The sequence below is a fragment of the Microbacterium sp. 2MCAF23 genome (assembly GCF_052115565.1).
In the GTDB taxonomy this organism is placed as follows: domain Bacteria; phylum Actinomycetota; class Actinomycetes; order Actinomycetales; family Microbacteriaceae; genus Microbacterium.
In genome coordinates this window covers 144,623-158,287 of record NZ_JBFRGY010000005.1, presented here as the reverse complement: position 1 = coordinate 158,287, position 13,665 = coordinate 144,623, and the positions used below count along the sequence as shown (strand labels likewise).

Genomic DNA, 13,665 nt, shown 5'->3' with positions numbered 1-13,665 from the left:
GAGGTGAGAGCGCTCGGGGGCTGCGGACGACGCCGCAGCCCCCGCGGGCCTCAGCCGACGATGTCCTTCACGCCGGACGCGTACTGCTCACCCAGCTGCTTGCGCACCTCCGCGGGAGACTTGGTGCCGTTGACGAGCTCCTGCAGACCGGCGTTGATCTGGTCGTAGAACGTCGGGGTGGGCCAGTCGGGGTAGAACGCGATGCCGTCGTTCTTGGTGATGGCGTTGAAGTTCTCGATGAGCTGCTTCGACTTCTCATCCGTGATGGCGGACACGTCGGCGGCGACGGGCACGCCGCCGTTATTGCCGAGGATCGCCTGGATCTCGGGCCGCATCGTGATGTCGATGAACTTCTCCGCGAGGTCCTTGTTCTTCGCACGCTCCGGCACGACCCACATGTTCCCCGCGGATCCGGGGGTGAAGTCGCTGCCCGGGAACAGGAACGTCCCCCACTCGAAGCCCTTGATCTCGCTCATGAACCGGCCGTACCACCAGCTGCCCGAGTAGAACATCGGTGACTGGCCGTTGATGAACGAGACGCCCGCATCCTCGGCCTTGACGCCGCTCGCGTCTTTGGAGATGTATCCCTTCGCGGTCCAGTCCGCGATGGTCTGGGTGGCGTAGGTGAGCGGCTCGCCGTTCCAGTCCACCTTGTGCTTGTAGAGCTGGTAGTCGTCGATGAACGACCGGTCGGCCTTGGTCAAGGCCAGCTGGTACCAGAGCTGGCTGAGCGGGTACTCCGCCGCCGACTCGGAGAGGGGAGTCTGGCCGGCGTCCTTCAAGGTCTTCATCGCGGTCTCGAACTCGGAGAGCGAGGTCGGCACGGCGACGCCGGCCTTCTCGAACGCCGTCTTGTTGTAATAGACCTCGACGTACTCGCCGTAGTTCGGCACGCCGTACCAGCTGCCGGATCCCATGATGCCCTTGTCGTCGTACTTCGCGGTCGTCTGCAGGCTGGAGGCGAGCTTCTTGTCCCAGCCGTACTTCTTCACCGCATCGTCGAGGGGGGCGAGCAGTCCCTGGCTGGACAGCAGGCCCGCGGTTCCGTTGCCCTTGGCGTACTCGAGCACGTCGGGCGCCTGATCGGAGTTGAGCACCTGGCTCGCCGTGGAGCGGATCTGCTCGAAGCTCTTCTCCTCGAACTCGACCTTGGCCCCGGTCTCCTTCTCGAAGACCTTGATCGCCTCGGCCCACGCCTTGCCCATGGCGCTGTCCGCGCCCTCGTAGTGCCACAGGCGCAGGGTCTTGCCCGCGCCGTTCGTGTCGCCGCCGCTGCCGCTCGCGCCGCCACTGCAGCCGGTGAGAGCCGCGGCGACGGCCGCCGTCGCGACGACGGCCGCGAGGATCCTGGTGTGCTTCATTGCTACCTCCATGAGATTGTCGAAGCGTTTCGACATTGGTGGAAAAGGGATGGACGTGCGGAACGGGTGATCGAGTGGACGGGTGCTCGGGTGAACGAGGGGCGAGGCCGGGCCTCAGCGGGGAGCGCTCACCGAGCCGAACGGTTGATACCGCGGCGCGGTGAGGCGCACGCCCGGTTCGACGTGCTCTCCACCGGCCAGGCGGGATGCGAGTTCCACGGCGAGCTCGCACGAGATATCGGGCTCGAGCGGGATGCGGTCCAGCGGAGTCGCGAACGAGGAGGTGTCGAACGACGAGCCGACCGACACGACCGACATCTCCCCCGGCACCGAGAGCCCGGCGGCGGCGAGCTCCTCCAGGACGGCCGAGTGCGCCGCGTCGTCGCAGTGCAGCGCCAGGGCGGTGACTCCTTCGCCGATCATGCGCCGCACGGCGTCGCCGATGTCGCGGCGGCGCCCATCGCCCTCCCCGGGGAAGGCCGTCGAGAGGACGACCGCGCGATGCCGCGCCGCCTGCTCGATGCCGCGTCGCACCCGCGGAGGGAAGTTCGAGAGCGCATACGCGCTCTCCGGGTGGCCGAGGAAGCCGATACGGCGATGGCCCGCGTCGGCGAGGCGGTCGACGGCGAGCGCGGCGGCCGCCTCGAAGTCGAGGTCCACGCAGACGAGCCCCTCGACGTCGTCGGGCACGCCGATGAAGACCGTCGGCACGTCGATCGCACGCGAGAGCGCGACCCGGTCGTCCCGCGGGGCGACGTCGAGGACGATGATCCCGTCCACGAGGCCACTGGCGGAGACCCTGCGCATCCCCGCCGAGGCCTCGGCGTCCGTCAGCAGCAGGATGTCGTAGTCGTACCGGCGCGCAGCGATCGAGGTCGCGAGCACGAAGCTCATGTGGGTCGGCGCGTGCGTGTCGGCCCGGAACGGCTCGGTGAGCGCGAAGATGTGCGTGCGGCGCCCCGCGAGCATCCGCGCCCCGGCGTTCGGCTCGTAGCCGAGCCGGGCGGCCGCACGCTCCACTCGGTCCCGCGTGGCCGGTGAGATCGACCGCTTGCCGCTCAGCGCATACGAGACGGTGCTGATCGACACACCGGCGGCCTCGGCCACCTCGTGGATCTTCGCCATCGTCGTCTCCGGTCTTCTTCGGTCGGTACGGATTGCGCTGGTGAAGCGCTTCGACAGCCGACGATAGCGAGCCCGCCGCTCTCGCGCAAGCCTTAAGTTGTTTTCTTCAACTTATCGAGCGGGTGTGCCCCGAGGCGTCCATGGCCGCCGGCTCAGGGCGCGCTGCGCCCTACGCTGGTGACGTGCAGCGAGCGACGGTCGAGAGGGTGCGCGTCGCATGGACGCGCTCCACCCTTGACGACCGGCGTGCGGCCGGGCGCGCGCTCATCCGGGAGCTGACCGCCGAACTCGTCCCGGGGGCAGACCTGCGGATCGAGCAGCGCTGCCCGGGCTGCGGTGGGCCGCACGGGCGACCGATGCTGCCGCACGCGCCGGTGCTGGCGAGCGTCGCCTACGCGGGTCCGTGGGCGGTCGTCGCCGTCGGTTCGGATCGAGACGTCGCCGCCCTCGGCATCGACGCCGAGCAGGAGCGCGCCGCGCCCGACCTCGCCGCACTGTTCCCCCTGACGAGTCCGCCGGATCTTCGCGGCTGGACCGCGATCGAGGCGGCGCTCAAAGCCGATGGGCGCGGGCTGCTGCTCTCGCCCGATCAGGTGCGTCTCTCCCCGGACGGCCGCGCGACCGTCCCGGACGGCGGCGAATTCCGGATCCTGCCTGTCGCCACCGCCCCCGGCCTGATCGTCACGCTCGCGCTGCGGCATCCGGATCCAGGCCCGAGGCCCACTCGTCGACCGTGACCACGTCGGCTTGGCGCGGGAACACCTTCTCGAGCAGCACGCGGTGCACCTCCGGGTCCTGATCCGCGCAGGCGTCGGCGAGCACGGTGACCCCGAAGTCGCGATCCGCGGCGTCGCGCAGCGTGCTCAGCACGGCCCCGCTCGTGGAGACGCCGGCGAGCACCAGTTCGTCGGCGCCGAGCCCACGCAGCACCACATCGAGGTCGGAAGCGAAGGCGCCGATCCGGCGCTTGACGACCACGGGCTCTTCCGGCAGTGGCGCGAGCTCGGCGACGATCTGCGTGGCCTCCGCAGATTCGATCAGATGCGAAGACGTCGTCGAGTCCTTGATCGCGCCGAAGGACTTGTTCCGGGCGACGGCCTCGGGGAATCCTTCGCGGAGAGCGACACGGACGAACACGGCGGGGATCCCGGCGGTCCGAGCCGCGGCGAGCGCGCGCCCAGCGTTCTCGATCACGTCGGAACCGCCCGCGGCGTAGCGCCCGGCGATGCCGTTCTGGAAGTCCATGAGCAGGAGTGCGGTGGTCATGACGGCATCCTTGCACAAGATAGACAGTTTTACCTGTTCAGTTTAGGCTGTTGATATGTCCGAGCCTGGGTCCGAGACCGTCATCCCCATCCCGAGTCCCGCGCAGACCGCCCTCGATCTGCGAACCGTGGTGGCCCGCCTGTTGCGGCGCTTCCGCGAGGCGGGCGCCGACGACTCGCTGACCCCGTCGCAGGCCTCGGCGCTCGCTCGGCTGGGCAAGGGCGGTGTCTCGACCGTCAGCGCGCTGGCCGCCGCCGAACGGGTGCGGCCCCAGTCGATGGCGGCGACGGTCGAGACCCTGGAGAGTGCGGGGTTCGTGACCCGCAGCCAGGACCCGAGCGACGGAAGGCGGCAGATCATCGATCTCACGGACGCAGGCTGGGCGCGGATCGAGGGCCAGAAGGATGCCGCGGCCGCCTGGCTGGAGCACGCCCTCACCGACCTCGACCCCGCCGACCTCCGCGCGGTCTCCACCGCCATGGCCGTGCTCGAGCGGATGCTGCCCTGATGCGCTTCCCCGCACCTATCGGGGGTCCTGCTCCCGAGGGACGGTTCGATCGGCGACTGCTCGCGCCGATGATGGTGGGAGCGATCCTCAACCCGATCAACACCGCGATCATCGCGGTGGCGCTCACCCCGATCGGCCTCGCGCTGGGCGCTCCGGCTCGCGAGACCGTGTGGCTCGTGTCGAGCCTCTACCTCGCCACCGCGATCGGGCAGCCCCTGGCCGGTCGCCTCGTCGACATCTTCGGCGTGCGCTCCCTCTTCCTGCTCGGCGCGGTGCTCGTGACCGCCGCCGGCACGATCGGCATGCTCGCGCCGGAGAACCGCGACAGCATCTGGTGGCTCGTGGCGGCACGCGTCATCCTCGGCCTCGGCACCTGCGCGGGCTACCCCGCGGCGATGCACATGATCCGCGCGGAGGGCGAGCGCACCGGCCTCGCCTCGCCGGCCGGGATCCTCACCCTGCTCAGTGTCACGACCCAGACCATCGCCGTGGTCGCGCCCGCGCTCGGCGGCGTGCTCGTCGGCGCCTGGGGCTGGCGCGCCACGTTCGCCGTCAACGTGCCGCTCGGACTCGCCACACTGCTGCTGGGCGCGCTCTTCCTCCCCCGGCGGACGGGGCTCGAGCCCGCCGTGCTGGACCGACCACGGATCGACGGCATCGGGATCGTCCTCTTCGCCATCACGATGCTCGCCCTGCTCGTCTTCCTGCAGAACATCGCGCCGGCCCTGATCTGGCTGCTCGTCGTGGCACTCGCGGCCGGAACCGTCTTCGTGTGGTGGGAGCGCCGAGTCCCGGATCCCTTCGTCGACGTGCGCGTTCTCTCCGGCAACAGGCCGCTGCTGCTCAGCTACGTGCGATCGCTGCTGACCGCGACCATCTCGTACACGTTCGTCTACGGCTTCACCCAGTGGCTCGAAGACGGCCGCGGCCTCAGCCCGACCGTCGCGGGGCTGGTGCTGCTCCCGGTGTTCGCGGCGGGCATCGCGGTCGCACTCGCATTCGGACGCCGGCCCGAGGTCGTCGGCAAGCTGCTGGTCGGATCCGCCGCGCAACTCGTCGCCGGGATCCTCGTGCTGTTCATGACCGGGTCGTCGCCGGTCTGGTTCCTCGTCCTCGCGATGCTGGTGCTCGGCATCCCGCAGGGTCTCAACAATCTCGCGATCCAGAACTCGCTGTACTACCAGGCCGAGCCCGCACGCATCGCCTCCTCGGCCGGTCTGCTGCGCACGTTCTTCTACCTCGGCGCGATCGTGTCGGCCGTGATCTACGGCAACGTCTACGGTGCGCGGGCGACGACGGCCGGCCTGCACGTCCTGGGCTGGGTCGTGGTCGGGATCGCCGTGGTGTTCCTGCTCGTCACGGTGTTCGATCGGTCGCTGCTCAGAATCGGGCGAGCGACCGGATCCGATTCCTGAGCCGGCCGCGAGCCCGAGGGGCGGGCACGAAAGACGAGCCTCAGGGCAGACGGGTGATTCCGCTGTCGTGGAGCCGCGCCGTCGAGGTCCGATCGATGCTCACCCTGACCTGGCCGACGCCGTCGATGGCGGCCCAGAACAGGAAGGGCAGGAACACCGTGCGGATCAGCATCGCCCACCCGGCCTTCGCGAACCCGATCGGGGTTCCGTCTTTCATCCGCACCACCTGCGTGCCGGTGAGCACCCCGCCCAGGGCGCGGCCGTTGCGAAAGGCCCAGGCGTAGACGAAGGGCAGCACGACGATCAGGGAGATCCCGATGACGACCGCTCCGACCGCCCGATCGGGGTCGAAGGATCCTGTGCCGTAGAGGATCGCCACGGTGACCGCGACGGCGTACAGCAGGACGGCATCGATCAACCAGGCCAGCAGGGCCCCCGACATGGTCGAGTCGACGTAGAGCGCGCCGTTCTCGAAGGCTCGGACGCGCCTCGCCGCCTCGGGGCCGAGCGTGGGAGCCAGCTGCGTGCTGACCTCCGCGAGAGCTGCTCTGCGGTCGGCGCGCGCGACCGCACCGGGCTGCCGCGTCTCCTCGGTCACCGACGCTGCTCCACGGCGCGCGGGACGACGTTCAGGGCCTGGGTCACGGGGGCGGGCTCCACTCCGCCGGTGCCGGGGGCCGCCTCCGGCAGCGGCGGCAGCGCCGGCTGGTCGAGCCACGCGTCGAAGAACGCCTCAAGCCGGCGTCCGGCGACGGACGCGGCCAGCAGGCGGAAGTCCTCGGTCGTCGCCGTCGCGCCCGCGTTGCGCTCGGTCCACGAACGCAGGATCCGGAAGAACGCATCGTCTCCGACCGTCATCCGCAAGGCGTGCAGCGCCAGGGCCCCGCGCTTGTAGACCCGATCGTCGAACATGAGCTCCGGGCCCGGGTCGGACAACACGAGATCCTGCGGCTCGGCGGCGAGGGCGGCCCAGTGCCCGAGCGCCTTCGCGTGCGCGCTGTGACCGCCGCTGCGCTCGGACCAGATCCACTCGGCGTAGCAGGCGAAGCCCTCGTTCAGCCAGATGTCCCGCCAGCGCGCGACGCCCACGCTGTTGCCGAACCACTGATGCGCGAGCTCGTGCGCGATGAGGCGTTCGAGGCTCCCCCGGCCGTCGATGTGGTTCGCACCGAACACCCCCATGCCCTGCGCTTCGAGGGGGATCTCCAGGTCGTCGGCCGTCACGACGAGCCGGTAGGACGGCAGCGGATAGGGCCCGAACGCCTCGGCGAACACGGCCATCATCTGCGGCAGCGGCGCCAGGTCCGCGTCCACCCGCGCGGCGAGTCCCGCCGGATGCAGCACCTGCCCCACGACACCGGCGAGATCCATGCCTCGAGAGACATATTTCCCGATCTGGACGGTCGCGAGGTAACTGGGCGTCGGCGTGGAGCGCTCGAAGACCCACGTCGCGCGGCCGCCCTTGGTCGTCGTCGACACCGGCTCCGCGGCGGCGACCGCGTATCCGGGGTCCGTGGTGATCGAGATCCGGTACGTCGCCTTGTCGCCGGGGTGATCGTTGCAGGGGAACCACGACGGCGCGCCGATGGGCTGCGAGGCGACGAGCGCGCCGTCCTCCAGCTCCTCCCAGCCGAGCGTGCCCCAGCGCGTGCGCCGCGGGCGCGGGGCGCCGCCGTACGAGATCGTGAGCTCGAACGGATCCCCCGCGGCGAGCTCGCGGCCGAAGGCGACCTTGAGCTTGCGGTCGGTCTGCGTGAAGCCGATGCGCCCGCCGACGTCGCCGCGCACCTTGGTCGCACGCAGCCCCACGAGGTCCAGGGAGACGGCCTTGGTCGCCTCGACGACCCGCCCGCGCACGACGGCGACACCGTCCAGCCGGTTCGTGCCGAGCCGGTAGTCGACGCTCAGGTCGTAGTGCTCGACGCGATAGCGGCGATCGCCGGAATGCGGGGTGTAGTCGTCGGGGCTCACTGTTCCATGCTCACAGATCGCGGGGCGTGCGCGCTCACGCGGCGGGGCCCTCGGGCCCGTCGGGCATCTCGAGGACCTGAGACTGCCGGTCCGATGCGGGGGTCGAAGCCGCCGGATCCTGGTAGCTGCGCACCTTGACCGCGCGCCACGGCCCGATGGGATTGCCGCTCCAGCGGCTGCCCACCGGCACGCTCTCCCCGCGCATCACGAGGGATGCGGGGCCCACCGTGGCGTCGGATCCGATGGTCGCAGCGGGCAGGATCACGCTGTGCGGGCCGAGGGTCGCCCCCGCCTCGAGCGTGACCGTGTCGATGCTCATCACCCGGTCGTGGAAGAGATGCGTCTGCACCACGCAACCGCGGTTGACCGTGGCGCCGTCGCCGAGCGTCACGAGGTCGGGCTCGGGCAGCCAGTAGCTGTCCGTCCAGACGCCCTTGCCGATCGTCGCGCCCAGCGAGCGCAGCCACACGGCGAGCGCGGGCGTGCCCGCCGCCGCGTTGGCGAACCATGGCGCGGCCATCATCTCGGTGAACGTGTCGGCGACCTCAGTGCGCCACACGAAGCTCGACCACAGCGGGTGCTCCCCCGGGCGGATCGGCCCGACGAACGCCCACTTCGCCGCCGTCGCGAACCCGGCGGCGACCGCGCCCGCGGCCAGCAGGACGAGGCCCGAGAGCACCACGGTCCACACCAGGCCGATGCTCAGGGCCAGTGCGGCGAGCGTCAGCAGCACCGCCAGGCCCAGCGCGCAGGTGAGGATGACCGGGACGATGCGGCACAGCTCCCAGAGGCCGCGGGCGACCCGCAGCGCCGCGCGGGGGCGGTAGGTGCGCTCCAGATCCGACTCGTTCACCACCCGGCGCAGGCGCACCGGTGGCGATCCGAGCCACGAGGATCCCGCCTTGGCCTTGTCCGGCGCGGCCGAGAGGACGGCGACGAGACCGTCCTTGGGCACCTTGTGGCCGGCGCCCGCCATGCCGGAGTTGCCGAGGAACGCGCGCTTGCCGATGCGCGCCGCAGCCAGGCGCATCCACCCGCCGCCGAGCTCGTAGGACGCGACCATGGTGTCGTCGGCGAGGAAGGCGCCGTCGTCGATCGTCGTCATCGAGGGGATCAGCAGCACCGTGGAGATCTCCACCTCGGATCCGACCTTCGTGCCGAGCAGGCGCAGCCACGCGGGCGTGAACAGACTCGCGTAGAGGGGAAACAGCAGGGTGCGGGCGGAGTCGAGCAGGCGTTCCGTGGTCCACGCCTGCCACGCGACCCGGCCGCGCACCGGGTGGATCCCCTCGTGCATCCCGATCGCCAACAGCCGGGTGGCCGCCACGACGAGACCGCCGAACACGAGCCCGGTGATGAGCACGGACGGCACGAGCCAGATGGCGAGTCCCGGGATCGCCGCGGCGAGCGAGTCGGCCCCGCGTGCGCCCTGGACGAGCACGAGCGCACCGAGCGCGAAGGACAGCACGGGCAGCAGTCCGAGACCCATGCTCGATGCGGCATATGCCCAGAGCCAGCGTCGCGGCGCCGGCGGACGCTCGGGCGCGAGCGGGGCGGACTTGCCACCGATGCGCACAGCGGGCGAGCCGGCCCAGCGTTGCCCGGCGCGCACACGGCCGAAGACGGCGGATCCGGGAGCGACCTCGGCGGCGCGGCCGATGCGCGTGCCGGGAGCGAGCGTGCTGCGCGCGCCCACGACCGCGCCCGCGCCGATCCGTATTCCGCCGATGCGCACGGTGTCGCCGTCGATCCAGTAGCCGGAAAGATCGACCTCGGGCTCGATCGCGGCACCCCGGCCGATGTCGAGCATGCCCGTCACGGGCGGCAGCGTGTGCAGGTCGACGTCGGGGCCGATCTTCGCGCCGAGCGCCCGGGCGTAGTAGCTCACCCACGGAGCCCCCGCGAAGCCGACCGGGTCGATCTGGTGGCTGACCTGCTCCGCCAGCCAAAGCCGCAGGTGCACCCCGCCGCCGCGCGGATAGTCGCCGGCCCGCACGCCGGCGAGCAGCATCCTCGCGGCGACCGCGGCGATCGCCATGCGGCCGAACGGCGACGCGAACACCACGAGGCCGACGATCAGCAGCCACAGCGGCGCCGTCGGCAGCCAGTCGAACCCGGGCACCAGATGCAGGATCGCGCTGCCGGTCAGCAGCCACAGCACCCACCGGATGCCGCCGAGCACGAACAGCGGCACGCCCAGGATCGACTGGATCCACTGCATGCGACGCGGCGTGGGCCGGGACTCGTGGAACTCTCCCGGCTCCTCGTCCTCGTCGCCCGCCTCGGCCTCGACGGCGTCGGCCATGCGCCGCAGCCGCGGCAGGTCGTAGACGTCGGCCATCGTGAACTCGGGCGCGCGGGCCCTGATGCGGCTCACCAGCTGCGCGGCCGCGAGGGATCCGCCGCCGAGGTGGAAGAAGTCGGCGTCCTCGTCGAGCGGCCGGGTGCCGAGCACGGCGAACCACTGCTCCGCCAGCCAGGCCGCCGTGCCGGTGAGCGTGGAGTCGTCGGCGTCCGGATCCGTCAGCGGCCACGGCAGCGCCGCCTTGTCGACCTTGCCCGAGGTGCGCACGGGCAGGTCGTCCATGATGGCGAGCAGTGGGATGAGCGGCGCCGGGAGCGTCTCGGCGAGCTCGGCGCGCGCGGTCTGCCGGTCGAAGCCCTCCGTCGGCACCACATAGCCGACGAGCAGGGGGATGCCGCCCTCGCTGCGCTGCACGACGACGGTCGCCGCCGTCACCGCGGTGAGGTTCTGCAGCGCGGCTTCGACCTCGCCGAGCTCGATGCGCCGGCCGCCGATCTTGACCTGGTCGTCGGCGCGGCCCTGGAACACCAGGCCCGCCTCTTCGTACCGCACGAGGTCCCCGGAGCGGTAGGCGCGCTCCCAGCCCAGAGACGGCATCGGCGCGTACTTCTCCGCGTCCTTCGCCGGATCCAGGTACCGCGCGAGTCCGACGCCGCCGATCACGAGCTCGCCGACCTCGCCCTCGCCGACCCGGTCGCCCTCGCCGTCGACGACCGCGAGCTCCCAGCCGTCCAGCGGCAGACCGATCCGCACCGGCTCCCCGGCGCGCAGCGCCTCGCCGTCCATCTCGGCCGCGCAGGCGACGACCGTGGCCTCGGTGGGTCCGTACGTGTTCCAGACCTCGCGGTCCTCCCCCACGAGCCGCGCGGCCAGCTCGGGCGGCAGCGCCTCGCCGCCGAAGATGAGCAGGCGCAGGTTCTCGATCGCGTCCTGCGGCCAGAGCGCCGCGAGCGTCGGCACGGTCGACACCGCGGTGATGCCGTGCCCGAGCAGCCAGGGTCCGAGGTCCTCGCCGGAGCGCACCAGTGCCCGCGGCGCCGGCACCAGGCAGGCCCCGTAGCGCCAGGCCAGCCACATCTCCTCGCACGAGGCATCGAAGGCGACGGAGAGCCCCGCGAGCACGCGGTCACCCGGGCCGAGGGGCGCATCCTGCAGGAACAGGTTCGCCTCGGCGTCGACGAACGCGGCGGCGGAGCGGTGGGTCACGGCGACGCCCTTGGGCACGCCGGTCGAGCCGGAGGTGAAGATGATCCAGGCGTCGTCGAGGGGCAGCGGGTGCGGCACGGTCGTGATCGCGACCGAGTTCGGGTGCGGATCCTCACCGGCGAACAGGCCGGATCCGGATGCGTCGCCCGGTCGGGATCCGTCTGTCTGCGTCGAACCGCCGTGCAGATCCGCGGAAACCCGCTGTTCGGCAGCGCCAGACGGATCCGACGTCGACGCGAACACCCCGCCCGCCCCGATCACGCCGCGCACCTTCGCCTCGCCGAACACGAGATCGGCCCGCTCCTGCGGATCGTCCGCGTCGACCGGCACGTACGCCGCGCCGGCCGCCATGGTGCCGAGGATCGCGAGGTACAGTTCGCGTCCGCCCGAGGGCATCCTGATGCCGACCCTGTCGCCGCGCATCACGCCGTGCTCGTGCAGCCGGGCCGCCGTCCGCCAGACCTGGGCGAGCAGCTCGGCGTAGCTGAGCGCACCGTCCGCATCCTCGATCGCGGACGCGTCCGGGTATCGGCGGGCGGTGTCGACGAGGATGTCGATCAGCGTGCGCGGCAGCGCCGCGAGCGCGGCGCGGTCGAGGATGTCTTGCATCGGTTTCCGTTCGAGCGGCTGCACACAGGGCGCGTGCGCGCCCAGGGTACCGCGGGCGGGGAAACAGCAGGTGAAGCGGATCCCGGTGGGCTGTGCTGCCGCGAGGCTGGCTGCGGGGTCATGGGATTCGCGTTCGCAATTCAGGTCAGAATTGCCAGATCCGCGGAAACGCCACCACATTTCGCCAAGAACCGGCGTTCATCCTGAATTGCGAACACGAGCGCGACGGAATCGCGGAGTCAGCGCGTCGAGAACCCGCGCGATCTGGGTGCGAACCGAGGAGGAGTCGCCGAAGACGTCAGCCGCGATGAATCGGACCGTCACATAGCCCTGGGCCGCCGCCTCGACATCACGGCGTCTGTCTTCCTGTTGCTTGTCCCAGCCCTGATGGAACTCGCGGCCATCGCACTCGATGATGAGCCAGCCGTCGACGAGGAAATCGACACGACCGACCCGCGTGATCGTGACCTGCGTCCGCACATCCACCGGAAGGGTGCGCAGAATCAGGCGTAGCAGCGTCTCGCCGCCCGACTCTGCCCTGCCGTCGACCAGACGGCGCAGCACCTGAGTCCGCGCGGGAAGTGCGCGGAACATCGCATCCAAATCGTCCTCCGACAGCAGCTTCAGATGGAGCAGGCTGTCCAGAGTGGCGACGGCCGCACGGGCCTCCTGGCACAGCACAGCCTGCGCGGCTGCATCCCGGATGCTGACCATGTCTTGCCCAGAGATGTCATCCTCCGGCACTCGCCAGTGGATCACGAGACCTCGCTTGTCGAATCGACCGGCGTGGGCGTTGACTCGGACGTGCGGCCGAGACTCGTCGAGTACGAACACGCCGAGAAGTCGCAGCATCGACACGCAGTCCAGACGACCCCCCGTTCTGGCCGCCGCAATGATCGCAGGCGGAGCATCGCCTCGGGCGTAGCGCCCGCGACGGACTCTGATCAAGCTCCCTCCATCGACCGCCGCGCGAATCGTCCGGGAGGTGAGTCCCGCGGCACGCAGTTCTGCGGTGAGGAAGACCGCTCTCCTCGGGAGGGGTGCCGGCGAACGAGGATTGTCGTGATGCATGGTCGCGACTCTCTCGGGGTTTCGAAGCGCGGCGGGGCATGAATCCGGAACCCGTGTAGAACGCGCCAGCGCCGCAGCCTGTGCAGGACGAAGGCTCACGTGCTGCGACGCCGGCACTCCATCCCCTATTCAGGAGCGATCCGCGGGATCAGTGGATTCGCGGCGTCTTGTCCGGTGAAAGACCGGGTTCATCCTGAATACGGAACCAGCCGGCGTCGTGACCCAGACTCGGAGCCGGTCGTCCCACCCCCGTCGCCGTCCGTCGGGCCGATGCCCGCCGAATTCAGCCTGAATCCGCTTCTGTGTAGGAGCGACTGCCCTCCGCAGCCCGCGGGTACGCAGCCCGCGGGTAGGCGGCCCGCGGGCGGGCGCCCCGCGCTGGGCCTCAGCCGCCCTCGGCGGCGCTCCGCGGCCCGGTGCCCGGGACCTCAGCCCGCGCCGGGCGGGGTGCGCTTCGAATCGGCGAGCTCGTCGACCACGAGGGAGCGCTCGTCGATCGTGCCGTTGCGGTAGGCCTGGCGGCCGACCATGTGCGCCGACAGGGGCGCGGTCGCGAACTGCATCAGCACGACCGGCGCCACCAGCAGCAGCCCCAGCACGACCCCGATCACGGAGCGCTGCGAGAGCGCGATCGCCAGGCAGATCAGCAGCAGACCGAGCACCTGCGGCTTGGTGGCCGCGTGCAGCCGGCTCGGCACGTCCCGCAGGCGCAGCAGCCCGATCGCGGCGGTCAGGCACAGGAGCGCCCCGATCAGGACGAGGATCCACACCGCCGTGTCCACGACGACATCGGGGATCCGCAGTTCGAACACGTTCATCGCGCTCCCC

Annotated in this window: 11 protein-coding genes; 3 read left to right on the top strand and 8 right to left on the bottom strand. The window is 70.9% G+C overall.

Going from position 1 to position 13,665, the window contains the following annotated elements:
* Nucleotides 1–50 precede the first annotated feature (50 nt).
* Both AB4078_RS07335 and AB4078_RS07330 read right to left on the bottom strand, forming a co-directional pair.
* On the bottom strand, nucleotides 51–1,361 hold the full coding sequence (locus AB4078_RS07335) for an ABC transporter substrate-binding protein (protein ID WP_441976565.1): 1,311 nt from the start codon (nucleotides 1,359–1,361) through the stop codon (nucleotides 51–53).
* 114 nt (nucleotides 1,362–1,475) lie between these two features.
* The gene (locus AB4078_RS07330) at nucleotides 1,476–2,486 is read right to left on the bottom strand and encodes a LacI family DNA-binding transcriptional regulator (protein WP_441976564.1); all 1,011 of its coding nucleotides are present in this window, start codon (nucleotides 2,484–2,486) and stop codon (nucleotides 1,476–1,478) included.
* 182 nt (nucleotides 2,487–2,668) lie between these two features.
* On the opposite strand from AB4078_RS07330, the gene AB4078_RS07325 reads away from it, so the two are divergent.
* Nucleotides 2,669–3,223 (top strand): 4'-phosphopantetheinyl transferase family protein, encoded by a 555-nt coding sequence (locus tag AB4078_RS07325; RefSeq protein WP_441976563.1) that lies wholly within the window; start codon nucleotides 2,669–2,671, stop codon nucleotides 3,221–3,223.
* Here the strand turns inward: AB4078_RS07325 and AB4078_RS07320 are convergent.
* A complete protein-coding gene (locus AB4078_RS07320) occupies nucleotides 3,168–3,752 on the bottom strand; it encodes a cysteine hydrolase family protein (RefSeq protein WP_441976562.1) in 585 nt (194 codons plus the stop codon). The two genes, AB4078_RS07325 and AB4078_RS07320, sit on opposite strands and share 56 nt — an antisense overlap.
* A gap of 55 nt (nucleotides 3,753–3,807) precedes the next feature.
* On the opposite strand from AB4078_RS07320, the gene AB4078_RS07315 reads away from it, so the two are divergent.
* On the top strand, nucleotides 3,808–4,260 hold the full coding sequence (locus AB4078_RS07315; RefSeq protein ID WP_440732783.1) for a MarR family winged helix-turn-helix transcriptional regulator: 453 nt from the start codon (nucleotides 3,808–3,810) through the stop codon (nucleotides 4,258–4,260).
* Nucleotides 4,260–5,675, top strand: coding sequence for an MFS transporter (locus AB4078_RS07310; RefSeq protein ID WP_441976561.1), 1,416 nt, complete (start codon nucleotides 4,260–4,262; stop codon nucleotides 5,673–5,675). Before AB4078_RS07315 ends, AB4078_RS07310 begins: the two co-directional genes overlap by 1 nt.
* Nucleotides 5,676–5,715: 40 nt before the next feature.
* Here AB4078_RS07310 and AB4078_RS07305 read toward each other — a convergent pair whose 3' ends face one another.
* The 5 genes from AB4078_RS07305 to mnhG form a co-directional block, all read right to left on the bottom strand.
* Nucleotides 5,716–6,273: an RDD family protein gene (locus AB4078_RS07305; RefSeq protein ID WP_441976560.1), complete on the bottom strand. Its 558-nt coding sequence runs from the start codon at nucleotides 6,271–6,273 to the stop codon at nucleotides 5,716–5,718.
* Nucleotides 6,270–7,646 (bottom strand): M1 family metallopeptidase, encoded by a 1,377-nt coding sequence (locus AB4078_RS07300; RefSeq protein ID WP_440732780.1) that lies wholly within the window; start codon nucleotides 7,644–7,646, stop codon nucleotides 6,270–6,272. Before AB4078_RS07300 ends, AB4078_RS07305 begins: the two co-directional genes overlap by 4 nt.
* Before the next feature lie 34 nt (nucleotides 7,647–7,680).
* Nucleotides 7,681–11,766, bottom strand: a complete 4,086-nt coding sequence (locus tag AB4078_RS07295) for a Pls/PosA family non-ribosomal peptide synthetase (RefSeq protein WP_441976559.1) — start codon at nucleotides 11,764–11,766, stop codon at nucleotides 7,681–7,683.
* A 198-nt stretch (nucleotides 11,767–11,964) separates the two neighbouring features.
* Nucleotides 11,965–12,954 carry a DUF559 domain-containing protein gene (locus tag AB4078_RS07290; protein ID WP_441976558.1) on the bottom strand — a complete coding sequence of 330 codons (990 nt, stop codon included), beginning with the start codon at nucleotides 12,952–12,954 and terminating at the stop codon, nucleotides 11,965–11,967.
* Nucleotides 12,955–13,265: 311 nt separating this feature from the next.
* Nucleotides 13,266–13,655: a monovalent cation/H(+) antiporter subunit G gene (gene mnhG, locus AB4078_RS07285; protein ID WP_440732778.1), complete on the bottom strand. Its 390-nt coding sequence runs from the start codon at nucleotides 13,653–13,655 to the stop codon at nucleotides 13,266–13,268.
* Nucleotides 13,656–13,665 lie beyond the last annotated feature (10 nt).